The organism is Paenibacillus sp. 481, from assembly GCF_021223605.1.
GTDB lineage: Bacteria > Bacillota > Bacilli > Paenibacillales > Paenibacillaceae > Paenibacillus_B.
Window position 1 is genome coordinate 4,632,610 of the sequence record NZ_CP075175.1, and the last position, 23,297, is coordinate 4,655,906.

Annotated in this window: 24 protein-coding genes; all 24 read left to right on the forward strand. The window is 47.2% G+C overall.

Translation table 11 applies throughout. The features are described 5' to 3' along the window. Positions 1-14: 14 nt before the first annotated feature. The 24 genes from KIK04_RS20380 (at position 15) to KIK04_RS20495 (ending at position 22,923) form a co-directional block, all read left to right on the forward strand. Complete coding sequence (locus KIK04_RS20380) at positions 15-1,541, forward strand: sugar ABC transporter ATP-binding protein (protein WP_442951187.1); 1,527 nt, start codon at positions 15-17, stop codon at positions 1,539-1,541. Further along, entirely contained in the window at positions 1,541-2,554 is a 1,014-nt protein-coding gene (locus KIK04_RS20385; RefSeq protein WP_442951114.1) for an ABC transporter permease, read from the forward strand. Before KIK04_RS20380 ends, KIK04_RS20385 begins: the two co-directional genes overlap by 1 nt. A gap of 284 nt (positions 2,555-2,838) precedes the next feature. After that, positions 2,839-3,111 carry an HU family DNA-binding protein gene (locus KIK04_RS20390; RefSeq protein ID WP_232275407.1) on the forward strand — a complete coding sequence of 91 codons (273 nt, stop codon included), beginning with the start codon at positions 2,839-2,841 and terminating at the stop codon, positions 3,109-3,111. A 111-nt stretch (positions 3,112-3,222) separates the two neighbouring features. Further along, positions 3,223-3,453 (forward strand): trp RNA-binding attenuation protein MtrB, encoded by a 231-nt coding sequence (mtrB, locus tag KIK04_RS20395; protein ID WP_232275408.1) that lies wholly within the window; start codon positions 3,223-3,225, stop codon positions 3,451-3,453. A 68-nt stretch (positions 3,454-3,521) separates the two neighbouring features. Next, positions 3,522-4,145: a hypothetical protein gene (locus KIK04_RS20400; protein WP_232275409.1), complete on the forward strand. Its 624-nt coding sequence runs from the start codon at positions 3,522-3,524 to the stop codon at positions 4,143-4,145. Positions 4,146-4,236: 91 nt separating this feature from the next. Next, positions 4,237-5,097 carry a heptaprenyl diphosphate synthase component 1 gene (locus KIK04_RS20405; RefSeq protein WP_232275410.1) on the forward strand — a complete coding sequence of 287 codons (861 nt, stop codon included), beginning with the start codon at positions 4,237-4,239 and terminating at the stop codon, positions 5,095-5,097. Between the two features lie 91 nt (positions 5,098-5,188). Then, complete coding sequence (locus tag KIK04_RS20410) at positions 5,189-5,935, forward strand: demethylmenaquinone methyltransferase (RefSeq protein WP_232278842.1); 747 nt, start codon at positions 5,189-5,191, stop codon at positions 5,933-5,935. Next, positions 5,928-6,803: a UbiA-like polyprenyltransferase gene (locus KIK04_RS20415; RefSeq protein WP_232275411.1), complete on the forward strand. Its 876-nt coding sequence runs from the start codon at positions 5,928-5,930 to the stop codon at positions 6,801-6,803. The genes KIK04_RS20410 and KIK04_RS20415 overlap by 8 nt, the downstream gene beginning before the upstream one ends. Then, on the forward strand, positions 6,797-7,432 hold the full coding sequence (locus tag KIK04_RS20420) for a UbiX family flavin prenyltransferase (protein ID WP_232275412.1): 636 nt from the start codon (positions 6,797-6,799) through the stop codon (positions 7,430-7,432). Before KIK04_RS20415 ends, KIK04_RS20420 begins: the two co-directional genes overlap by 7 nt. Further along, positions 7,407-8,294 carry a menaquinone biosynthesis protein gene (locus KIK04_RS20425; protein WP_232275413.1) on the forward strand — a complete coding sequence of 296 codons (888 nt, stop codon included), beginning with the start codon at positions 7,407-7,409 and terminating at the stop codon, positions 8,292-8,294. The genes KIK04_RS20420 and KIK04_RS20425 overlap by 26 nt, the downstream gene beginning before the upstream one ends. A gap of 8 nt (positions 8,295-8,302) precedes the next feature. Beyond that, on the forward strand, positions 8,303-9,277 hold the full coding sequence (hepT, locus tag KIK04_RS20430) for a heptaprenyl diphosphate synthase component II (protein ID WP_232275414.1): 975 nt from the start codon (positions 8,303-8,305) through the stop codon (positions 9,275-9,277). Positions 9,278-9,376: 99 nt separating this feature from the next. Next, complete coding sequence (gene ndk / locus KIK04_RS20435; RefSeq protein ID WP_232275415.1) at positions 9,377-9,820, forward strand: nucleoside-diphosphate kinase; 444 nt, start codon at positions 9,377-9,379, stop codon at positions 9,818-9,820. Positions 9,821-9,993: 173 nt separating this feature from the next. Further along, a complete protein-coding gene (locus KIK04_RS20440) occupies positions 9,994-10,842 on the forward strand; it encodes a CheR family methyltransferase (RefSeq protein ID WP_232275416.1) in 849 nt (282 codons plus the stop codon). Between the two features lie 248 nt (positions 10,843-11,090). Continuing rightward, complete coding sequence (gene aroC / locus KIK04_RS20445; RefSeq protein ID WP_232275417.1) at positions 11,091-12,260, forward strand: chorismate synthase; 1,170 nt, start codon at positions 11,091-11,093, stop codon at positions 12,258-12,260. A gap of 21 nt (positions 12,261-12,281) precedes the next feature. Beyond that, positions 12,282-13,427, forward strand: coding sequence for a 3-dehydroquinate synthase (aroB, locus tag KIK04_RS20450; protein ID WP_442951115.1), 1,146 nt, complete (start codon positions 12,282-12,284; stop codon positions 13,425-13,427). Between the two features lie 2 nt (positions 13,428-13,429). Next, positions 13,430-13,798 (forward strand): chorismate mutase, encoded by a 369-nt coding sequence (gene aroH, locus KIK04_RS20455; protein WP_232275418.1) that lies wholly within the window; start codon positions 13,430-13,432, stop codon positions 13,796-13,798. 496 nt (positions 13,799-14,294) lie between these two features. Beyond that, positions 14,295-15,935, forward strand: coding sequence for an anthranilate synthase component I (gene trpE, locus KIK04_RS20460; protein WP_232275419.1), 1,641 nt, complete (start codon positions 14,295-14,297; stop codon positions 15,933-15,935). Beyond that, positions 15,932-16,981 (forward strand): anthranilate phosphoribosyltransferase, encoded by a 1,050-nt coding sequence (gene trpD, locus KIK04_RS20465; protein WP_232275420.1) that lies wholly within the window; start codon positions 15,932-15,934, stop codon positions 16,979-16,981. The genes trpE and trpD overlap by 4 nt, the downstream gene beginning before the upstream one ends. Continuing rightward, positions 16,971-17,828, forward strand: coding sequence for an indole-3-glycerol phosphate synthase TrpC (trpC, locus tag KIK04_RS20470; protein ID WP_232275421.1), 858 nt, complete (start codon positions 16,971-16,973; stop codon positions 17,826-17,828). The genes trpD and trpC overlap by 11 nt, the downstream gene beginning before the upstream one ends. Continuing rightward, the gene (locus tag KIK04_RS20475; RefSeq protein WP_232275422.1) at positions 17,825-18,613 is read left to right on the forward strand and encodes a phosphoribosylanthranilate isomerase; all 789 of its coding nucleotides are present in this window, start codon (positions 17,825-17,827) and stop codon (positions 18,611-18,613) included. Before trpC ends, KIK04_RS20475 begins: the two co-directional genes overlap by 4 nt. Then, positions 18,576-19,841, forward strand: coding sequence for a tryptophan synthase subunit beta (trpB, locus tag KIK04_RS20480; protein WP_232275423.1), 1,266 nt, complete (start codon positions 18,576-18,578; stop codon positions 19,839-19,841). Before KIK04_RS20475 ends, trpB begins: the two co-directional genes overlap by 38 nt. Next, positions 19,816-20,646 carry a tryptophan synthase subunit alpha gene (trpA, locus tag KIK04_RS20485; protein ID WP_232275424.1) on the forward strand — a complete coding sequence of 277 codons (831 nt, stop codon included), beginning with the start codon at positions 19,816-19,818 and terminating at the stop codon, positions 20,644-20,646. Before trpB ends, trpA begins: the two co-directional genes overlap by 26 nt. Positions 20,647-20,734: 88 nt before the next feature. Further along, positions 20,735-21,832, forward strand: a complete 1,098-nt coding sequence (gene hisC / locus KIK04_RS20490) for a histidinol-phosphate transaminase (protein ID WP_232275425.1) — start codon at positions 20,735-20,737, stop codon at positions 21,830-21,832. Continuing rightward, positions 21,829-22,923 (forward strand): prephenate dehydrogenase, encoded by a 1,095-nt coding sequence (locus KIK04_RS20495; protein ID WP_232275426.1) that lies wholly within the window; start codon positions 21,829-21,831, stop codon positions 22,921-22,923. Before hisC ends, KIK04_RS20495 begins: the two co-directional genes overlap by 4 nt. Positions 22,924-23,297 lie beyond the last annotated feature (374 nt).

Here is a 23,297-nt window from a genome sequence, read left to right on the forward strand (position 1 = left end):
TTAACGAGCAAGGTATGCCTATTAACGTGCCGCATATAACGTCTATGCTGCATATGAGTAACATACGCAAGTCCTTTAATGGAGTGCCCGTTTTGCATGATGTTCATTTTACAGCGCATGGTGGAGAAATCCATGCGCTGTTAGGTGCAAACGGAGCGGGCAAAAGTACGCTCATGAAACTGCTGTCAGGCGCTTATTCGCCTGACCAAGGAACTGTAGCACTAGATGACGTAGGGCTGAAGATTGGGTCCCCGCTTGATGCAAAGCGCGGAGGCATTCATTGTGTGTATCAAGAGGTTGATACTGCACTCATTCCACAATTAAGTGTTGCCGAAAATGTCATGCTTGACCGCATCGCTGCAGGATCGCTCTGGGTGCGCCCCAAGCAAGTCGCTCGCGAAGCTGAGCAAGCTTTAGCGGAGCTGGGTGTACACATTCCACTGCACAAGCGGGTCGATCAGCTGACTTTAGCTGAAAAGCAAATGGTCGTTATCGCTCGCACATTAGTCGAGCAGGCGAAAGTGATTGTGTTTGATGAGCCGACAGCACCACTTAGTCAGGAAGAGACGGAAAGACTGTTTCGTGTGATGAGACAAATGCGAGCGCAAGGGAAGGTCATTATTTTTATAACGCATCGTTTGCCAGAAGTGTTCGCGGAGTGCGATCGTTTAACGGTGTTGCGAGATGGACAGCACGTATACGAAGCGGCCATACGTGATACCGTGCCGGATGAAGTGGTTCGGCAAATGTTAGGCCGTACGTTTAATGAGCCGTTTCCGAAGGTTGACGTAGTGCGCGGTTCTATTGTGCTACGCGCAGAAGGATTGCGTGCAGGGAACAAAGTACGCGGTGTTGATTTAGACGTGCGACAAGGCGAAATCGTGAGTATTGTCGGCCTAGTTGGTGCAGGGAAAACGGAGTTGTCCCGCTTGCTGGGCGGCGCGGATGTGATGGAAGCTGGGGCCATAACTATCAACGATAAGCGCGTAACGATCGCGCAGCCAGCAGATGCCATTGCCAACGGTATCGTGCTAGTACCAGAAGAGCGGCGGAAGCAAGGGATCTTTGTACATGAATCTGTGCGAACTAACCTTAGCTTGCCGCTGTTACGGAAATTAAGTCGAGGCGGTTTTGTGAGCCGCGCACAAGAAAGACTGTTATCCCAACGAATCATTGAGCGTTTCGGTATCAAAGCATCTACTGATGCTATTGCATCTAAATATTTAAGCGGTGGCAATCAACAGAAGGTATCCATCGGTAAATGGGTAGAAACGGATGCGGCCGTGTATGTGCTGGACGAGCCGACAAAAGGCGTAGATGTCGGCGCAAAAAGCGACATTTTTCGCATTATCGGGCAATTAGCCGAGCAAGGAAAATCGATCGTTTACTTGACCTGTGAGTTTGGAGAGGCAATAGGTATTGCTGATCGCGTTATTGTCATGTGTGATGGTATTTTCGTCAAACAATTTGAGCGTAATGAAGTTACACAGGAGCAGTTATTGTTCTACGCGAGTGCAGGACAGGAAGGGGAAAATGAATAATGAGGTCAAGCATCCAAGATAAACTGATGCAATTTTTGTTCCGTTACGGCGCTATTTTTGTCATTATTGGTGTCATTATTTTTTTCTCGATTCAGTTGCCGTACTTTTTTACGAGTGCTAATATCGCAGATATTTTGCGTTCCATATCGATTGTAACTTTTGTCGCAATTGGTGTCACATTATCGCTTATTGTCGATGGATTTGACTTATCCGTCGGTTCGACCGTTTCCTTAACGACAGTTGTGACGGCTTCATTAATGATTTGGTACGAGCTTCCGTTAGCACTAGTCATCGTCGTTCCGCTTCTCGTGGGGGCTGCGGTAGGCTTACTTAACGCTTTTTTCATCGTGAAATTGCGCATTCCAGACTTGCTGGCGACGTTAGCTGTCATGTACATAGTAGCTGGGATCCACAAGACGTATACTCGCGGGTATACGGTGTATGATCATATGCAAATGCCGGATGGAACGAAAGCGCCTGGAACGGTGTATGATTCTTTTAAATTACTAGGTAACGGCGATTTGTATATCGGTTCGTTTACGCTCCCACTAGCGGTTGTGTTTATGTTGGTTACTGTAGCTGGTATTCATATTTTATTGACGTACACACGCGTAGGAAGGCAAATGTATATGACTGGCGGTAATGAAGAAGCAGCAAGGCTATCGGGTATTCGGGTAAACCGAATACGTACGATAGCATACGTGCTGTCAGGTTTATTTGCCGCTATGGGCGGACTGTTGTTCGCAGCACGAGCGGGCGGACAAATTGATGCGGGAGCGCCCTTACTGATGGAGGCCGTGGCAGCGGTATTCGTCGGCTATTCCGTCTTCGGAGCAGGCAAACCTAACATCATAGGTACATTCTTTGGCTCCGTGCTGATAGGCATTCTTGTCAATGGTCTGACGATGATGAACTTACAATATTACACGCATGACATTGTAAAAGGGACGGTGCTCGTACTCGCACTTGCTGTTACCTACTATGTCGTGCAGCGGACTCGCTCTGCTTCATAAGCTTTATCATCCGTAACCGCACTGTCATAGTTCATACAAAAAGCACGTAAAAATAAAAAAATGACGTTATCACCGTATTGAGATCTTGTCAGGAGTGTCAAGAGTATACATATCCTCTTGCAATTGTGAAGTCGGTATATTACTATAAATTTGTTCCACCGTTCATTTGTAAGTGGAATGTGTACAATTTCCAGCGTGGGCATGTATAATTTTACAAAAAACAGTGAAAACAATGGATAAAGACTCAAACTTGATGTATTGACTCGTATCAGGAGGTGAATAAGTTGAACAAATCCGAATTAGTTTCTGAAGTATCGGAAAAAACGGAATTGTCCAAGAAGGACGTAACGAAGATCGTGGACGCAGTGTTCGACGCGATCTCAGAAGCATTGCAAAACGGAGACAAAGTGCAATTGGTTGGTTTTGGTAATTTCGAAGTGCGGGAACGTTCTGCACGCAAAGGTCGCAACCCACAAACGGGTGAAGAGATCGAAATTCCAGCTAGCAAAATACCGGCGTTCAAACCAGGCAAAGCGCTTAAAGACGGCATCAAATAAGCTAACTTACATAACAATGTCCAGTAAGGGAACGCAAGCGAAAGCCGCGACATGTCGTCGCGGCTTTCGCTCCTTACCACGTGACGTACGATACAAACGGAGGGACGAACAATGGACACGCAAAGTGACTTGCAGAGTGACTTCATTGTCATTAAGGCGAAAGAGCAAGGGGTGCAAGTCATCGGTTTGACACGAGGACAGGACACCCGTTTTCATCATACGGAAAAATTAGATAAGAACGAAGTACTTATTGCGCAATTTACGAATCATACCTCTGCGATCAAAATACGCGGTAAAGCGTATGTAATGACAAAACACGGCACAGTACACACCGACGAATAACGCAGGCATAGCCTGCTTTTTTTCATTGTACAATAAGGTATGGACATCGACAGCAGCGCCCACACTGAATGAATAGGGCGGGCGCTGCTATTGATGGCATAGACGAAAGGTACGGTGGAAAAATGCGAAGTGTACGTGATGTAAGGCCGTTAAAGCTAGTTCTATTAGCCATCATGGCAGTCGTTGCCATAACTTCCGGGCTTGGAATTTTGGCAGCGGGTGAGCAGCAGAAGCTTCACCGCCAACATGATTTGACTGCCATGACACACACTCATGGTACGATTTCATTACAGGAGCATAGCCTCGTGGATGTATTGTCCAAGCTTTCGTTGTCCTTACAGCTTAACCGGGTCGCATTCCATGATAAAGGGTTGGCGATTGATCTGAAGCTGTCAGCTGCTGCATTAAATCCGGCCATCGTTTATGAGGATATGGCGGAATTGTTGAGGTTTTGCTTTGTTGAGACGAACAATGTGGAACGCTTATTTTTGCGGATACTTATTCACGACGAACAAGCAGTCAAAAAGCATGTCTTGCTGGCGATGGATGCATTGAAGTCGCAAGCAACAGCCGAACGCATTCTCACATTGAAGCAAGGCATGGCCACATCGAATAGTGATACCGTGCAAGCGCTTCGTATGACATATACCCCGCTTTGGAAGCGACAGTTCGGATCGATTTTTGTACAATAAAAATGTCCGTATCTCTTTAAACATATGATATAATAGTTTAGATTGCGACATCCTTCAGGATGACTAACCGCTAACAGTCGGAGGCACTTACATGAATGGTTATCGTATCCCGCAATTAGCACAAAAGTATGTTGAACATGATATGATTCAGGCCCACACTGCACTCCCCGTGTATCCAGACGCACGTGGAGAGTTATTGTTCGCCTTCTTAAACCGGAACGCTCAAACAGCTGAGCACAGTGAGTTGTACACACTCGTTACAACCCTCGTTCAGAACGGTTTAGATACGCATGATACGGTTGAAATGGCTAGTGCAAAGGGCCATGACCGCAACATGCGCTCGCGCCAGCTGAAGGTTCTTGCGGGAGATTACTTTAGCAGCCGATTTTATCATTTGCTCGCACAAGCAGGTCAAATAGACGTGATTCGTGTGTTGAGCAAAGCAGTATGTGAAGTAAATCGCATGAAAATGACGATGATGGAACAAATGAATCGCTTGTTTATGTCAGCAGATCAGTATATTCACTCACGTACCGCGATTCATAAAGAGCTGTTTCGCTCCTTTCATGCGCGACTAAACGGATCAGACGCAGAGATGCTGGAATCACTGCTCCATTGTGTGACAGAGTTAGAGATTGTGGAGCAAGAGCGTCAGCGTGCACATTCGTTTGAGCAGTTTGAACATAGCCTGTCTTATTGGATGGTGTGGCAGTTAGGAACGGACGAGGAGCGTCAAATGCTCAAGGAACGGAGCTACGATTCGTCAACATGGGAAACGTGGCAGCAAAAGTATAAGTTGGAGCAGCAAATCGCAGTTCTCGTACGAGCAGCGGAAGACCGACTCCAAACTCAATTTGCTCGAACGGCTTCAACCCTGTCATGGGACAAGCAGGTGGCTACACGGTTCCACTCGTTGTTGACAGGTGGAAATAACGCCACGGCAATGATGTAGTCCGCATGACATCCGGTTGCAGACACGGTGTTGTCCATTTGACAGTAACACAATTTACATGATGAGGCGATGAAAGGACTTGGTGACTAACGTGGAGACGCATTCGCCCAAAGCTGGCAAGGCTAAGGAGCAGCATGTACATCAGGTGTTTGAAAGCATCGCACCGAAGTACGATTTGATGAACGACATTATAAGTTTCCGCCGGCACAAGGCTTGGCGCAACTTTACGATGAAGAAGATGAATGTGCAGCCAGGTGATACGGCGATTGATGTGTGCTGTGGCACTTGTGATTGGACCGTTTCACTTGCCGAAACGAGTGGTACAGGTCAAATCGTCGGCCTTGATTTTAGCGCACATATGCTCACATACGGGCAGAAGAAAATAAGCAATCTTGGTTTGGACAAGCAGGTTACGCTTGTGGAAGGAAACGCAATGGCGCTTCCGTATCCAGATAACAGCTTTGATTATGCAACAATCGGCTTTGGCTTGCGTAACGTACCGGATCTACGACAAGTGCTGCGTGAAATGCAGCGTGTTGTTAAACCGGGTGGGAAGGTCGTATGCTTGGATATGTCCAAGCCGACATGGCAGCCTTTTAAAGCGATATACTATTTCTACTTTAAACATGTAATGCCCTTGGCAGCCAAATTAATTGCAAAACGATATGAGCAGTATAAGTGGCTGCCGGAATCTTTGGTCACGTATCCGGACCATAAAGAGCTGGCGGCCATTTACCGCGAAATTGGCTTGATTGATGTAGAAGCCCATCCATTATTCTGGGGCATTGCTGCAACGCATATCGGCACGAAAAGTACGAAGGGGAATCACCATGTTTAAAAAAGTACGCATTTTTTTAGAAATGATCAAAATCGAGCATACCTTATTTGCTTTACCGTTTGCGTTTATGGGGGCTATTCTTGGGGGAATGGTACTGGAATCACGCTTTCCCACTTGGTCTGAATGGGGATGGATATTCGTTGCAATGGTCGGGGCACGCAGTGCAGCCATGGCGTTAAATCGGCTTATCGATGCTACCTTTGATGCCAAGAACCCCAGAACTGCAACGCGCGCTATTCCAGCAGGCTTGCTCAAAGCGGGCGAAGTCATTATTTTCACAGCAATCTCATTCGGATTATTATTTTGGGCTGCTGCGAATTTGACGCCGCTTTCGTTCTATTTGCTACCCATTGCTGTATTTATGCTTGTGTTCTATTCCTTCACGAAACGATTTACGTGGTTATGCCATGTCGTGTTAGGCTTGACGATCGCGCTTGCTCCATTGGGGGGCTGGGTCGCTGTCACCAATGAAATTAGCTGGACCGCGATCATCTTTTTCTTAGCTGTGGCTTGTTGGACGACTGGTTTCGATGTGATTTATGCATGTCAAGACTATGAGTTTGATAAAGAAGAAGGACTACATTCTATACCCGCTCGCTTTGGAATTGCAAAGGGCTTATGGATCGCCAGAGGATTTCACGTCGTCACTGCATTAGGCTTTATTTTACTCGTATTTTTGACGGATCTAAGCTGGTGGTATTTAGTAGGTACGATCATTGCAAGCGGACTACTTATTTATGAGCATTCATTAGTGAAGCCGCATGATTTAAGCAAGCTGAATACCGCATTTTTCACGATGAACGGTATTTTGAGCATGGTTGTGTTCGGTTTTACATTACTTGATTTGTTGGTGCTTCATTTATGGTGACACAGGTGAATAACAAGCAACGTTGGGTTGTGGGGATTACCGGTGCTAGTGGCTCCATATACGGAATCCGGCTCATTGAGTCGCTGCTAGATGCGGGATATGCTGTCCACCTCATTATTACGGATGCTGGTTGGCGGGTATTAAAAGAAGAGCTTGGTTGGGAAGTCACAAAACGTCAGCAGGCGATTGAACGCGCTTTTGGCGAACGGGCCGAGCATATTCAGTATCATCCCGTACAAGACATTGGAGCTAGCATCGCGAGTGGTTCTTTCCGCGTAAAAGGCATGATCATTATGCCGTGTTCCATGGGGACGCTGTCCACGATTGCACACGGGGCGTCCGACAATTTGATGGGTCGAGCGGCAGATGTCATGTTGAAGGAAGGTCGTCCGCTTATTATCGTCCCGCGAGAGACGCCGCTGCATGCGATTCACTTGGAGAACATGCTGAAGCTGGCGCGTTTAGGTGTACGCATTGTCCCTGCAATGCCAGCATTTTACCATCATCCACAAACGTTGGATGATATAGTGAACTTCCTTGTTGGCAAAGTGCTGGACAATGTGCATATTGAACATCAATTGTTTACAAGATGGGGTGACTCGGATGTACAACCAGGAACAGAGCAGTAGTGAGCATCAACATCATAACCGCTTATCACCAATCCGGATCGGCCGCATCGATTACACGAACGTGTGGCCTATCTTTTATCATTTTCGTCCAGCGCTAACGAAAGCTCCACTTGAGCTAGTGCCTGCTGTTCCATCAACCTTGAATCAGGCGATGCGTACTGGCGAAATTGATATGGGACCGATTTCTTCATTTGCCTATGGCGAATCCAGCGATCGCTATGCACTGTTTCCGAACTTGTCGGTAAGTGCACTCGGTCGGGTCAACTCGATATTATTGTTCTTAAAAAAACCGCTGCGCGAAGCGCTGCGTGGAACGATCGCGTTGACGACGACATCGGAAACATCCGTGAACTTGCTCAAAATTATTGCGCAAAAATGTTACGAAGAGACACCGACGTACGTGCCGATGGCGCCTGATTTGGATGCCATGATGGAAGTCGCGGACGGTGCGCTGCTGATCGGTGATCACGCTATTCGTGCTTCATGGGCGAACAAGACGTACGAAGTTATCGATCTTGGCGAATGCTGGCGTCAATGGACAGGGCACTGGATGACGTTTGCCGTGTGGGCAGTAAGGAAGGAAGTCATCGAACGTCATCCCGATGACATCAAACAAATCGTGGAAGCGTTTGAACAAAGCAAGCTGCGCAGCTTAGCTGATCCGACGCCGCTCATCGAAGAAGCGGTGCAGACGATAGGCGGCACGCATGCGTATTGGCATCATTATTTTTCACACCTGAATTATGACTTTGACCGCCCGCAACAACAAGGTTTGCAGCTTTACTTCCAATATGCGTACGAGCTTGGGCTAATAGACCATCAAGTTCATCTAGAACTGTGGTCAGAAAATATGGTTGGTTAGGTGAAGGCATGAAACTGTTGGACATTTACGCGAAAATGAAAAAAGATATCTCGTTTATTGAACGCGAATTGGAGCGGACTATTACGACCGATCACGAATTGCTAAACGAGACATCACTCCATTTGCTTAAAGCAGGTGGCAAGCGAATTCGGCCTGTTTTTGTATTGCTGGCTGGCAAATTCGGTACTTATGATTTAGAACGTCTCAAATGCATTGCCGTTCCATTGGAGCTTATTCATATGGCATCGCTTGTGCACGATGATGTCATTGACGATGCTGAAATGCGTCGTGGTCACCTGACTGTGAAATCCAAATGGGATAACCGCATCGCCATGTACACAGGGGATTATATATACGCCAAAGCGTTGATGCTCGTTACAGAGCTTGGTTCCTTAGACATCCATCGTATTCTTTCGAAGGCGATGGTGGAGATGTGTATCGGCGAAATGGAACAGATTCGTGATTTCTTTAACGTGGAGCAGACGACACGCAACTATTTGCTGCGTATTCGTCGCAAGACAGCATTGCTTATCGCAGTTAGTTGTCAGTTGGGTGCTCTGGCTGCGGGAGTGGAGTCGAAGCATAGCTTGCAGTTGTATCGCTACGGTTACAATGTAGGCATGGCGTTTCAAATTCGGGACGACGTGCTTGATTTAACAGGTACGGAACAGCAGTTGGGCAAACCTCCAGGTAACGACCTACGTCAAGGCAATATTACGTTACCCGTTCTGTTTGCGCTTGAAGAACACGCAACACATGATCCGCTGTTGCAAGAAATTAAGCGTATTCGAGAATGCAATGGCGAAACAAATGTGGATTATGCGCTACAGCTTGTTCGCCAAAGCGACGGCATTAAACGTGCAGAAGCGATGGCTGCACGTTACATAGACAAGGCGATGGCTGCACTTAACGAGCTACCGGACATTAAAGCGCGCAAGCATTTGCGTGATATTGCCCATTTTATCGCCAAACGTAGCCATTAAAATTTTTCCAAAAAATTTGCACGAAATGGATGTACAATGATGAAAAATTTGGTATAATACGTTCGTTGGACAACTTCATGTCAATTGAGGAGTGAACGTATGGAACGCACATTCATCATGGTAAAGCCAGACGGCGTGCAGCGTGGATTAATTGGAGAAATCGTTAGCCGCTTCGAGCGTAAAGGATTTCAACTCGTAGCAGGTAAATTATTGGTCATCTCGCGCGAACAGGCAGAACATCATTATGCAGAGCATGCGGAAAAGCCGTTTTTCGGCGAGTTGGTGGACTTCATCACATCCGGTCCTGTATTCGGTATGGTATGGGAAGGCGATGACGTTATCGCGCTGTCGCGCTTGATGATCGGCAAGACGAAAGTAGCAGATGCACAACCGGGAACGATTCGCGGAGATTTTGCAGCGCATACGAACTTTAACTTGGTACATGGCTCCGACGCACCAGAGAGTGCAGCGCGTGAAATTGCGAATCTGTTCTCTGACAGTGAATTGCTTACGTATTCGCGCGCAGTTCAACCTTGGATTTAATGGGTATTATCGGTTGCAAATAGGCGACCGTCATTTTTTGAAGTTTTATGTAAGCTCTTTCATGAAGCAGGATAATAGGAAGGACACGGCGAATACGTTATATTCGACCGTGTTCTTTTTTTTATTACATAAAGTAATAACGGTTGTTACATACGCGCCGGAGAGTGAATGACATGCGAGAACGACTAGATCCGCTCGTACCAGAATCATCAGCTACAATCACGTATAGTGAAGCGGACAATCAAGATTATATTTTTTTCGTGGACCAAGTTAGGAAACTAACAGGAATTGATTTGGCCCAGTACAAAGAAGCACAAATGCGTCGACGTTTGACCACGCTTCGTATCAAAAATGGATACAGCTCGTTCCAAGCCTTTTTCGAGGGAATTAAGCAAGATAAGCGATTGTTAGCTGAATTTCTTGATCGAATGACGATAAACGTATCCGAATTTTGGCGTAATCCATTGCGGTGGATAACGCTGAAAGAGCGTGTGCTGCCCATGTTGACTGAGACGAACCGCCGCTTGCATTGCTGGAGTGCCGCTTGTTCGACCGGGGAAGAACCATACACGCTAGCCATGATACTGGACGATGCGGGATTGCTACAACAAGCACGAGTGGATGCTTCCGATTTAGATGACAATGCTTTGGCTCGTGCCAAAGATGCGTGGTACGTAGAACGTTCTTTGAAAGACGTGCCAGTCGACTTTAAGCAGCGCTACTTTAAGGAAGATCAGGCAGGGTATCGAATCGAAGAACGTTTAAAGCGCTCCATTCAATACCGTAAGCAGAACCTGCTTACAGACCGATTTGAATCGAATCTAGATCTCATTATTTGTCGCAATGTGATGATCTATTTTACAGAAGAAGCGAAGCATGATTTGTATATGAAGTTTGCACAGTCGCTACGTCCGGGAGGCGTGCTGTTTGTAGGGAGCACAGAGCAAATTTTTAACCCTGGACAGTATGGATTAGAAACAATGGAAACGTTTTTCTATCGACGCACGAGTGCGAAGCTATAAAGCATCAACGTTAATCTATGTAATCAGATGGTCATTTGTAGAAATTCTTTAAATCGTAACACATTCCATGTTACACGATGCGATTTGCCTTCAAAAGCACGTCTCATGCACGTTTATGCGTGTATGGTACGTGCTTTTGCTTTGTAGATTGCTTTCTTGTCAAACGGAAACGGCTATACTATAATGAGCAAAAGGATCGAAAGATTTTAGTCGTTCACAGCACAAACGCTTAAAAGGGGGAAAAGCAAGTGAGCCTACGTTACTTGACAGCAGGGGAGACACACGGACCTCAACTGACTGCAATCATTGAAGGAATGCCTAGCAACTTGGAAATCAATTTTGAACGTTTAAATGATCAACTACTACGTCGTCAAAAAGGGTATGGAAGAGGACGTCGTATGCAAATTGAAACGGACACAGCAGCAATAGTAGGTGGTGTGCGCCATGGACGTACAACTGGTGCACCTATTGCGCTCGTTGTTGAAAATAAAGATTGGAAACACTGGACGAAAATTATGAACGTGGAACCTATCGAAGGCACGGACGAAGAAAAGCGCCGTGTTCATCGTCCACGTCCAGGTCATGCTGATTTGAACGGTGGTCTAAAGTATCAGCTCAAAGATTTGCGAAACGTACTAGAGCGCTCCAGCGCTCGCGAAACAGCAGCGCGTGTAGCGGTCGGTGCAGTAGCTCGCCAGCTGTTGGAGGCGTTTGGCATTAAAATTGCCGGACAGGTTATTCGTATCGGCGAAATTGAGGCACCTGCCCATAACTTGCCTATCGATGAAATTATCGAACGCACAGAGCAATCCTCCGTGCGGGTAGTCGATGCAGATACAGAAGCGAAGATGGAAGCTTACATCGACCAAATTAAAGCCGAAGGTGATTCGATCGGTGGCATTGTGGAATGCATCATCGAAGGCGTACCTGTTGGCTTGGGCAGTTATGTGCAATACGACAGAAAGCTTGATGGACGAATTGCACAAGCGGTTATGTCTATCAATGCGTTTAAAGGTGTTGAAATTGGCATTGGTTTTGAGGCAGGCCACTTGCGTGGATCGCAAGTGCATGATGAAATTTTGTATGACGCAGAGAACGGCTATACACGTGCTACGAATCGTCTTGGCGGTTTTGAGGGCGGCATCACGAACGGTATGCCGATTGTCGTGCGCGGCGTAATGAAGCCGATTCCAACGTTGTATAAGCCATTGCAAAGCGTAGATATCGATACGAAAGAGCCGTTTACGGCACAAGTTGAGCGTTCCGATGCATGCGCAGTTCCTGCGGCTAGCGTCGTTATGGAACATGTTGTGGCTTGGGAAGTGGCCAAAGCATTGTTAGAAAAGTTCGGCGGCGACTCCATGGAGGAGATTCAAGCGAACATTAACAATTTCAACGAGCAGGTAGCTCGTTACTAATGCGGCGAGCATAATGTAGAGGTGAGCGTCTTGAAGCACGATGAAATAAAGCGAAATGAGCAATTAGGCGCTAGCGAACTAACTGTACAGTTAGGTGAACGTTCATATCCGATCTGGATCGGTAGCGGCTTGCTAAATCGAATTGGAGAGGCGTTTGCCTTGTTGAACATTTCGAATAGTAGCCCATTACTTATTATTACAGATTCGCATGTAGCACCCCGATATTTAAATACAGCAGTCGAAGCGCTGCGAGAAGCGGGCTATCGTGTGTTTGAGCATGTTATTCCAGCTGGAGAGTCATCTAAGTCGCTAGGCGTCTTTGAGGAGTGCGTCACGGCTGCATTACAAGCAGGCTTAGACCGTAAGTCAACGATTATTGCGCTAGGCGGAGGTGTCGTTGGCGATTTAGCGGGGTTCGTCGCAGCTACTTATATGCGTGGAGTTCGATTTATTCAGGTGCCGACCACGATTTTGGCACATGACAGTAGTGTGGGTGGCAAAGTGGCGGTGAATCATCCACTGGCCAAAAATATTATCGGTGCCTTTTATCAACCTGAAGCGGTGCTGTACGATACAGCAACACTAGCTACCTTGCCAGATCGTGAAGTGAGGGCTGGTTTAGCGGAAATGTTGAAGCATGGCCTCATTTGGGATGCGGAATTTGCTTATTGGTGCAAAGACAACGCAGCTCAATTAGTGGCAGGGAACGAAGCGGCATTATCTTATGGATTATATAAAGGCTGTGCAGTTAAAGCCGAAGTGGTGTCACGCGATGAGCGTGAGAACGACTTGCGAGCCATTCTCAATTTGGGTCATACCATTGGACATGCCTTAGAGGCAGTTGGTGGTTACAATGAGCTGCTCCATGGTGAAGCGATTGCGATTGGAATGGTTGGCTCTGCACGAATTGGCGAGCGTTTAGGGACAGCAACTGACGTTGCAGCAACGACGAAGGCGATGTTTGAAGCGCTAGGCCTGCCGACGACGATTCCGTCACATTATGATACGGATGCTATTCTAGCCGCGATGATGCACGATAAAAAGTTTAGCGAAGGTCGGACGATGTTCGTTGTACCAACTTCGATCGGGCAAGTTGACATTCGCAAGGATGTGCCAATCGAGCTTGTGCGAGATATCGTGGAACAACTAAAACGGGAGGCGGGATAAGCATGTACGTAAGAGGAATTCGTGGGGCAACAACAGTTGAGCACAATGATGGCGCGCAAATACTAGAAGCGACTATTGAATTGCTGAAAGAAATTGTGGAGCAAAATGATGTGCAACCGGAATACATTGCGAGCGTATGGGTTACGATGACAGAGGATTTAGATGCAACGTTTCCAGCACGCGCTATTCGTGAAATGTCTGGCTGGGAGCTCGTGCCGCTTATGTGTGCTGTCGAAATTCCAGTACAAGGCAGCTTACCACGCTGTATTCGCTTAATGGTCATGATTAATACGGCCAAAGAGCAAGCCGACATTAACCATATTTATTTGCGTAATGCTAAAAGCTTGCGGCCGGATCTGGTAAGTCGTTAAAGTTGAAAAAAAAGGCAATTAAAGGCGTTGACCTCTTTCGATCATTCATGTATAGTTGGAATCAGCAGAGTTGAGCAGAGTTTAGTTTGAGATTGAGATGAGCAGAGTTTAGCCTAGTTTAGTGTAGTTGAGTGGAGACAAAGAACGAGTAGTTGATGTAGCGCAGCTATCATAAGATGGGATACGTGTATTTATTTTACACAATTCTATATCTTGGGTAGATGTTATTTCGCTATACCTTACAACCGTTTCTTTTGGTTCCAACCCAATTTCTCTCATCACAATTTCATCGCTAATGATTCAAGCCTCTACCATGCGTAGAGGCTTTTTTGATGCAGAATTGACCACTAATGCGCTATTCATGTACATGGATGGCACATTGGGAGTTGATTCTGCTGACACCTTCATAAAACTTGCAGCTCACTGTAAGGATAATAAACCGAGCCACGTGATCGCACATCGAATGCATCGTGGTCGGACATGAGGAGTGAAAGCGATGAATCCCCAAGTTGAAGAAGTTATACAATTAGCCCGACAATATAATGTGATACCGATTACGCGTACCGTCATGGCTGACACAGAAACACCTATAAGCCTGTTTCAGCGCTTACAGCACGAACCGTTTTCCTTTTTGCTGGAAAGTGTAGAGGGGGGCATTCAGTGGGCGCGACATTCGTTTATCGGCACAACACCTTTTCTTCGATTTCAAGGCAAAAATGGCAAGCTTATTGTCATTGAAAATGGAGTTGAGCAGCATATCGAAGAAAAGCCGCTTGCAGCGATTAAACGATTGCTACGCCGTTACCGCAGCCCTAAAATTAATGGATTACCCCCGCTGACTGGTGGTGCTATCGGTTTTTTTGGATATGATTTAGTACAGCAATATGAGCGGTTGCCGCAGCATGCTGTAGATGACATGCACACAAACGACATTCAATTTATGTTCTGTGATCAGTTGGTCGTATTTGACCACGTCAGACAGCAAATGCAGTTTATTGTGAACATACACATTCAGCCTGACGACACCGATGAGATGATTCGTGTTCGCTACGAGGAGAGTTGTCAAAAGCTACTACAGCTGCAAGCGAAGCTAACAGCGCCGTTGCCACGGCAGAAGCAAGTGAACTCGGATGCTTTTTTAGCGCGAATTGACGATATCGGTCCTGTACGCTCGAACGAGACAAAAGAGTCGTTTATCGCCAAAGTGGATCAGGCGAAGCAATATATTTTGGCCGGCGATATTTTTCAAGTTGTACTTTCACAGCGGTTTGAAAGAAAAACGACGGTTGATCCGTTAGATGTGTACCGGATGCTACGGATGACGAATCCTTCACCTTACATGTACGTGTTGAAAATGGAAGATGAGACGATCGTCGGAACATCACCGGAGGCGCTCGTGCGTGTAAATGGAGATAGAGTGGAGACACGTCCGATTGCAGGGACACGACCGCGAGGCAAAACGGAAGAGCAAGATATGGAGTTGGAACGCGAACTGTTGGCAGATGAAAAAGAGCGGGCTGAGCATTTGATGCTTGTGGACTTAGGCCGCAATGACATTGGTCGCGTGTGCGATTTCGGCTCGGTACGTTGCGACAAGTATATGGATATCGAGCGTTACTCGCACGTGATGCATATCGTGTCCAACGTTTCTGGAACGTTGCGGAAGGATAAAGACTTTTTTGATGCTTTCCTGTCTTGCTTGCCAGCAGGTACAGTCTCCGGTGCTCCTAAGTTGCGAGCCATGGAAATTATCGCAGAGCTAGAGCGGGAAGCGCGTGGAGCTTACGCTGGGGCAATCGGATATTTAGGATTTAACGGCAATATGGATACGTGTATTACGATTCGTACGATTATTTTTAAAGGTGGCTCAGCATACGTTCAGGCGGGTGCAGGCATTGTGTGGGATTCTGTACCGGAAAAAGAGTACGAAGAGACGGTCAATAAAGCGAAGGCTTTGCTTGTCGCGATTGAAATGGCAGAACGAGTCTTTAGCACTGACATCGCTGACCGTGTTGAGGCTGCAACGGTGAATACGCTAGAGAAGCGGCCGTTGCCTGTGAACTGGGACTATTACGTCGACACAGAGATGAGTCATTCAGCAACTGAAGAGCTGCATCGAAAGGAGCTGAGCGTATGACGTCCACAATCGAGCAAAATGGCCTAAAAGAGGCGTTGAGCCGCGTATTGGCTGGGGAGCACTTAAGTAGAGAGCTGGCATGCCAAGTGATGCAGGACATCATGGATGGCTATGCTACGCCAGCACAGATCGGTGCCTTGTTAGCTGGGCTCCGCCTTAAAGGGGAGACGGTGGAGGAGATCGTCGGGTTTGCACAGGCGATGCGCAGTCGTGCTAATCAGCTAGTTACAACTCGTGAACGATTGTTGGACACTTGTGGAACAGGCGGCTCGGGCATTCATAAATTCAATATTTCTACCGTATCGGCAATTATCGCCGCAGCTGGTTCTGTACGTGTGGCAAAGCATGGCAACCGCTCCGCATCTAGTCGTGCGGGCAGTGCAGATGTGCTTGAAGCGCTGGGTGTGCAAATTCAATTGAGCAGCGAGCAAGCTGCTGATTGTTTGGATCGTATCGGCATCTGCTTTATGTTTGCGCAAATGTTTCATCCAGCGATGAAGCATGCTGCGGGACCACGCAAAGAGCTTGGTGTGCGTACGGTGTTCAATATGCTTGGCCCGTTGACGAATCCAGCAGGTGCAGATCGTCAATTGCTCGGTATTTACGATCAGACGAAGACTGACACGATTGCGGCTGTACTGAGGGAGCTTGGCCTAAAGCGAGCGCTAGTCGTCGCGAGTGAAGATGGACTTGATGAAATTAGCTTGTCCGCACCTACGCGTGTCAGTGAGTTGAAAGACGGGGAACTGCGGACATATACGATTACACCAGAACAATTAGGCTTGCACACGCAGCCGTTAACAGAGGTGCTGGGCGGGGATGCCGTAACGAACGCGGCGCTCATCCGTCGAGTGCTGCAAGGAGAAAGAGGCGCTCATCGCGAAATTGTATTAGCGAACACAGGCGCATGCATTTATGTAGCCGGGCAAGCAGATTCGATTGCTGAAGGTGTGAGAACGGCGGAGCAATTGATCGATAGCGGTCGTGCTTATGCGAAGCTGGAGCAGTGGATTGAGACGACAGGGGGATTAAGTCATGTTTCTTGAACGAATTGTAGCTACGAAACGCGAGGAAGTCGCAGAGCTGCGTCAGCAGCTATCTCGGGCAGAAGCTGAACGTCGCATTGCCGCTTTAACGACGAACTGCCAATCGTTAAGCGCTGCGTTAACGAGCGGTCGGAAGCGTTCAGTAGGTCTTATCGCAGAGGTAAAAAAAGCATCTCCTTCAAAAGGGCTGATTCGCGCCGATTTTGATCCACCTGCAATTGTAAAGGACTATGTTGCCGCTGGCGCAGACGCATTGTCTGTGCTGACGGATCGGACTTATTTTCAAGGTGGAAATGAAATCTTGCAGCAGGTGCGTGCATTGACGACTCTACCGCTTTTGCGGAAAGAATTTATTATTGATGAGCTGCAAATTTTGGAGGCTCGATTGCTTGGTGCTGATGCGGTATTGCTAATCGCAGCCATTTTGAATGACGATGAATTGAAGCGGATGAATCAGCTCGCCCTTGATTTAGGGATGGAGGCGTTGATTGAGGTTCATGACGAAGCGGAACTGCGTAGAGTAGCAGAACTTGAACAGGTCAAGCTACTCGGAGTGAACAACCGCAACTTGCACACGTTTGTGACAGATATTTCTCAGACGAGCAAATTAAAGCCGCTTATCCCAGAAGGTTGTGTGTACATTAGCGAGAGTGGAATTCATTTGCCGGAGCATTTAACGATGCTGGCCGAGATCGGTGCAGACGCTGTTCTCGTTGGCGAGCACTTTATGCGGCAAGCTGACGTTCGTGGCGGGGTGGAACATTTAATGAGCGGACTTGATGCCCGACAATTTGCAACACAAGAGCTTCAACCAGGGGAATTAGGGATAGGAAGTCAGTCACGATGACTTTCGTAAAAATTTGCGGATTGCAAGATGTGGAAACGGCACGTGTGGTCACAAGGTTGAAGCCGGATCAGATTGGATTCGTATTTGCCCCAAGCAGGCGACAAATAGCTCCGTCTTTAGGCAGCGACATCATACAACAGCTGCGTGCTGAATTTGAACAGTGCCCAGAGTTTGTAGGTGTATTTGCCAGCCCGAAGAAGGAGGAGCTTGCTGCTGTGCTAAATACGGTGCCACTGGATGCGATTCAATTGCACATGCCTTTACATGTTCCGGTTGCGAGTGGTGTTGAGGCAACAGAGCGTGCAGTTGGTTCTCCAAGTGAAGGCTTGCAGCTGTTGAAATGGATCAAATCGAACTGGGACGTTCGTATTTGGTTGACCGTGCCTATCAGCACATCGATTTTGTCAGCAACGTCGGTTGAAAGAGATGCTGATCCAGCCTTAGGCGGATGGAATGCGATTGTGCATGCTGCTCCATACACGGATGTGTTGTTGTTGGATACGCATGATCCAATCCAAGGCGGAGGCTCCGGTAAGACGTTTAACTGGAGTGTTATTCCGAACTACATGGAGCAAGCGAAAACGTTGTCGTTACCGCTGTACGCAGCAGGAGGTTTAGATCCGAACAACGTGTCGGAATTAACAGCAAGTTATCCCATAGCTGGGGTAGATGTATCGAGTGGTGTTGAAACGAATGGTGTGAAAGACACCGTAAAAATAAAATCATTTATCGAAAGGGTGAGGGGAAATGTCATACACGGAACAACCACTTACACAAAAAAATAGCGACGAGCAGCAGCGAACGCTACCAGATGAAAATGGTAGATTTGGTTCATTTGGCGGTCGCTTTGTCCCTGAAACGTTGATGAATGCACTTATCGAGTTGGAAGAGGCGTATCGTCATCATATTAACGAGCCTGATTTTCAGACAGAATTGATATATTTGCTTAAGCAATATTCGGGTAGACCGACTCCACTATATTATGCAGAACGGCTAACGCAAGCGTTAGGCGGGGCGAAAATATATTTAAAGCGCGAAGATTTAAACCACACGGGTGCGCACAAAATTAATAACACGATCGGTCAGGCTTTGTTGGCAAAGCGCATGGGCAAGCATAAAGTGATCGCTGAAACGGGTGCAGGCCAACACGGTGTCGCCACAGCAACGGTTGCAGCACTACTTGGGATGGAATGCAAAGTATTTATGGGCGAAGAAGATATGAGACGCCAACGTTTAAATGTGTTTCGGATGCAATTGCTAGGAGCAGAGGTCATTCCGGTCGTGTCAGGCTCACGTACGCTGAAAGATGCAGGCAATGAGGCTTTACGCTACTGGGTAAGTCACGTCCACGATACGTTCTACATTCTCGGTTCTGTCGTGGGCCCTCATCCTTATCCTATGATGGTGCGCGATTTCCAACGGATTATTGGGGACGAGACACGTGCACAACTGCTTGAAACAGAAGGCCGTCTGCCCGATGTTTGTGTCGCTGCGGTCGGCGGCGGCAGTAATGCGATTGGTATGTTTTATCCATTTATTCAAGATCCAAGTGTCAAGCTAGTAGGTGTAGAGGCAGCTGGAAAAGGGATTGATACCCCGTATCATGCAGCGACCATGACTCTCGGCACGCCAGGTGTGTTCCAAGGCTCGATGAGCTACTTATTGCAGGACAAACATGGACAAGTGCAGCATGCACATTCGATATCAGCAGGATTAGACTATCCAGGTGTTGGCCCAGAGCACGCTTACTTAAATCATTCAGGACGTGCTACGTATGAGCCGATTACCGATCAGGAAGCGTTGGATGCGTTGCAATTTTTGAGCCGTAAGGAAGGGATTATTCCTGCGCTTGAATCCGCGCATGCGATTGCACACGCCGTTAAGATTGCGCCACAAATGAGTGCGGATCAACTGCTTGTCATCTGTTTATCCGGCAGAGGCGATAAAGATGTGGCAACGATAATGGATGTACTGGGAGGTAACGACGATGACTCTACAGCAGAAGCAGAGTAACCGGATTGATTCCACATTTGCACGTTTGAGCAATGAAGGCCGTTCGGCTTTAATGCCATTTTTTACACTTGGAGATCCAACGTTGGAAAGTACAGTTGCGCTCTTGCTCGGCATGGAGCAGGCGGGTGCGGACCTGATCGAACTGGGTATTCCGTATTCAGACCCGTTAGCAGATGGCCCTGTTATTGAGAAAGCTTCTGCGCGAGCGTTAAAAAATAACGTGACGATCGAAGACAGCTTCCACGTCGTTCGTGAAGCACGCCGAGCGGGCGCTAATATCCCGTACGTATTGTTTACGTATTTCAATCCCGTACTGCAATATGGCTTAGACCCGTTCTTCACAGCGGCAGCCGAGGCAGATATAAACGGTATCATTATACCCGATTTGCCAATCGAAGAAAGTGAACCGATCCGTATCGTTGCGGATCGATACGGCATCCATCTTATTCCGCTTGTCGCGCCGACGTCCGAGGCGCGCATTGCACGCATCGTCGAGCACGGTCGAGGCTTCATATACTGTGTGTCATCGCTTGGCGTAACCGGCATGCGTGATTCATTCGGCGATGAAGTCGAGAGCTTTCTTCACGCGGTAAGAAAGAGCACATCATTGCCGATTGCGATCGGTTTCGGCATCTCTACAGCTGCGCACGTACAGCGCTTTGCACCACATTGTGACGGCGTCATTGTTGGCAGTGCCGTCGTGCGTCAAATCGAAGCTGCGCTGCCTTTGCTCGAAAATCCAGCTACTTCTGCAAAAGGGGTCTTGCAAATTTGTGATTTTGTGCGACAATTAAAGCAGGACTAACTTACTTAGACGCTTTGCATCTGTAAAGCATGTTAGCTTATCAGCGTTAGCGTGCCGCAATCGCAAAGCATGGAGAGGTGGTATATAGATGCAACCAAAACGAAATGTCGTACATCTACCTGTGTACCAGCCGGGTAAATCAACGGATGAAGTGAAACGTGAACTAGGGCTGTCGAATATCATTAAGCTTGCCTCTAATGAAAATCCATTTGGCAGCTCACCGCAAGTTAAACAAGCGCTTATTGATGAAATTCAACATACGAGCTTGTATCCTGATGGTGCCGCAGTAGCACTTACGGCTGCGGTGGCACAGCACTTAGGTGTGAACAGCAATCAAATCATTTTTGGAGCGGGCTCAGACGAAGTTATTTTAATGCTTTGTCGTGCCTTCCTCGTTCCAGGTGACGAGATCGTTATTGCCGACCAGACTTTCCCGCAATATAAGCATAATGCGGATATTGAAGGTGCAGTTACGATTGAAGTTCCGTTGCGCGACGGGGGGCATGATTTAGAAGCGATGCTTGCGGCTGTCAATGAACGAACAAAGCTTGTGTTCATTTGCAATCCTAACAATCCGACAGGCACAATCGTGTCAGCCGACGAATTGCATTCATTTATGAAGCGTGTGTCCGATCAAGTGCTGGTCGTGTTAGATGAAGCCTACTGTGAATATGTGACCGACCCAACATTCCCAGATGCTTTACCGCTGCTAAGTGAATATAAGAACTTAATTACGCTACGAACGTTTTCAAAAATATACGGATTGGCTTCGCTTCGCATTGGCTACGGTGTTGGTCATCCTGACGTTATTCATACGATTAATCAAGTCCGGGAGCCGTTCAATACGACGCGCTTCGCGCAAGTAGCTGCTCTTGCAGCTGTGCAAGACCAAGCATTTATCGCGGAGTGCCGCCAGCGCAATGCCGAAGGAATCGTGTACTTGCAGTCGCAGTTTGCACGTCTCGGATTGAGCAGCTTTCCTGCCCATGGCAACTTTATTATGGTTGATGTTGGCTTGCCAGCTGTCGCTGCATTCGATGCGCTGCTGCGCAAAGGTTTCATTACGCGGGCTGGACATCAGAAGTATCCGCATCACTTGCGAATTACGATAGGTAGTAAAGAGCAAAATGAGGCATTGATCGTTGCTTTGGAGCAAGTGCTTGCAGAGACGCAGGTGAAATCATGAGCATTAATATTGCAATATTGGGCGTGGGACTGATTGGGGGCTCCCTCGCCCTTTCTTTTAAAGACAAGCCTGATCATGTTGTAACGGGTTACGTGCCTAACTCTAAGCTAGCTGCTACATGTTTGGAGCGTGGTGTTGTCGATCATGCTACAACATCGCTTGAGGAAGCCGTAAAAGATGCGGATTATATTTTTTTGTGCGTACCCGTTGGGGTTATTGAAAGTATCCTTGTCACGTTGCGTAACTTGCCATTGAAGCAAGGATGCGTCATTACGGATGTAGGCAGTACGAAAGCATCGATAGCACGTTGTGCACGTGAATTGGAATTTACCGATGTTCATTTTATTGGTGGTCACCCTATGGCTGGTTCAGAGCGTTCTGGTGTTGAAGCAGCTTCTACACTGCTATTTGAAAATGCTTTTTACGTGCTAACGCCTGAAAAAAATGTGAACAAAGACGCGTATGATGGACTCGCCTCGCTCTTACGGTATACGAAGGCGCACATCATTCAGATGGATCCCCTTGAACACGACAGAGTCGTCGGTGCCATCAGCCATCTGCCGCATATTGTGGCTGTGACGCTCGTCAATCAAGTCCGTCAATATAATGAGGGCAATGAGCTTCACGCGCTGTTAGCGGCAGGTGGATTCCGCGATATTACGCGTATCGCATCAAGTGATCCAGTGATGTGGCGTGATATTTTGCTCAATAACCGTGACGTGTTATTAAAGCTGTTGGACGAATTGAAGCTAGGAGCAGACCAATTTATTGCACAGCTCCAACAATTAGACGGCGAGGCTATTATGCAAGCTTTTGCAGAAGCAGGCGAATTTCGTAGTCGGATGCCGGAGCGACGTAAAGGCGCTATCCATGCTTTGTACGATATTTATATGGATGTTCCTGACCACCCAGGTATCATCGGTAAAATTGCAACGGAGCTTGGTAATCACGAAATTAACTTGAGTAATTTGCAAATTATCGAGAGTAGGGAAGACGTTCCTGGTGTACTGCGACTCTCTTTTCGCCAGCAGCAAGATGCGGATAGGGCAAGTGTATTGCTCAAAGCAAATGGTCATGCTGTGTATGTTTAATGCCTTAATGAGGTAAAATATGAGAATAGAAGAAAATTTTTAAGGCATTCTATTGACAAAATGAAAACGTATACAATATAATAAAGGTACAGTATGGTTTCTCTCCACTCCTATCCAAAATGAGTGCATAATCGCACAACGCCACTTCGGTGGCGTCTTTTTTTTGCCCAATTTTTGGTTTGAATTTAAGGTTTCATCATCAATTCTTAAAAAAATTTAACTTACAGCGAGCCCGTCCTGTGCTAAAATACGAAATAGTTATGTTCGACACACGTATATCATGCAAAATGAACCCGACAATACCCCGAATATGAGCAACGTTTATTGAGGATACGACAATACGAATCTATCTTTTTTCTCGATCCGCAACTTTA

What these genes read in the sequence shown, in the direction of transcription:
- KIK04_RS20380 (WP_442951187.1), top strand. Translation starts at nt 15, where the DNA reads ATGCCTATTAACGTGCCGCATATAACGTCTATGCTGCATATGAGTAAC.
- KIK04_RS20385 (WP_442951114.1), top strand. Translation starts at nt 1,541, where the DNA reads ATGAGGTCAAGCATCCAAGATAAACTGATGCAATTTTTGTTCCGTTAC.
- mtrB (WP_232275408.1), top strand. Translation starts at nt 3,223, where the DNA reads ATGGACACGCAAAGTGACTTGCAGAGTGACTTCATTGTCATTAAGGCG.
- KIK04_RS20400 (WP_232275409.1), top strand. Translation starts at nt 3,522, where the DNA reads ATGAATAGGGCGGGCGCTGCTATTGATGGCATAGACGAAAGGTACGGT.
- KIK04_RS20405 (WP_232275410.1), top strand. Translation starts at nt 4,237, where the DNA reads ATGAATGGTTATCGTATCCCGCAATTAGCACAAAAGTATGTTGAACAT.
- KIK04_RS20415 (WP_232275411.1), top strand. Translation starts at nt 5,928, where the DNA reads ATGTTTAAAAAAGTACGCATTTTTTTAGAAATGATCAAAATCGAGCAT.
- KIK04_RS20420 (WP_232275412.1), top strand. Translation starts at nt 6,797, where the DNA reads ATGGTGACACAGGTGAATAACAAGCAACGTTGGGTTGTGGGGATTACC.
- KIK04_RS20425 (WP_232275413.1), top strand. Translation starts at nt 7,407, where the DNA reads ATGTACAACCAGGAACAGAGCAGTAGTGAGCATCAACATCATAACCGC.
- hepT (WP_232275414.1), top strand. Translation starts at nt 8,303, where the DNA reads ATGAAACTGTTGGACATTTACGCGAAAATGAAAAAAGATATCTCGTTT.
- ndk (WP_232275415.1), top strand. Translation starts at nt 9,377, where the DNA reads ATGGAACGCACATTCATCATGGTAAAGCCAGACGGCGTGCAGCGTGGA.
- KIK04_RS20440 (WP_232275416.1), top strand. Translation starts at nt 9,994, where the DNA reads ATGCGAGAACGACTAGATCCGCTCGTACCAGAATCATCAGCTACAATC.
- aroH (WP_232275418.1), top strand. Translation starts at nt 13,430, where the DNA reads ATGTACGTAAGAGGAATTCGTGGGGCAACAACAGTTGAGCACAATGAT.
- trpE (WP_232275419.1), top strand. Translation starts at nt 14,295, where the DNA reads ATGAATCCCCAAGTTGAAGAAGTTATACAATTAGCCCGACAATATAAT.
- trpD (WP_232275420.1), top strand. Translation starts at nt 15,932, where the DNA reads ATGACGTCCACAATCGAGCAAAATGGCCTAAAAGAGGCGTTGAGCCGC.
- trpC (WP_232275421.1), top strand. Translation starts at nt 16,971, where the DNA reads ATGTTTCTTGAACGAATTGTAGCTACGAAACGCGAGGAAGTCGCAGAG.
- KIK04_RS20475 (WP_232275422.1), top strand. Translation starts at nt 17,825, where the DNA reads ATGACTTTCGTAAAAATTTGCGGATTGCAAGATGTGGAAACGGCACGT.
- trpB (WP_232275423.1), top strand. Translation starts at nt 18,576, where the DNA reads ATGTCATACACGGAACAACCACTTACACAAAAAAATAGCGACGAGCAG.
- trpA (WP_232275424.1), top strand. Translation starts at nt 19,816, where the DNA reads ATGACTCTACAGCAGAAGCAGAGTAACCGGATTGATTCCACATTTGCA.
- hisC (WP_232275425.1), top strand. Translation starts at nt 20,735, where the DNA reads ATGCAACCAAAACGAAATGTCGTACATCTACCTGTGTACCAGCCGGGT.
- KIK04_RS20495 (WP_232275426.1), top strand. Translation starts at nt 21,829, where the DNA reads ATGAGCATTAATATTGCAATATTGGGCGTGGGACTGATTGGGGGCTCC.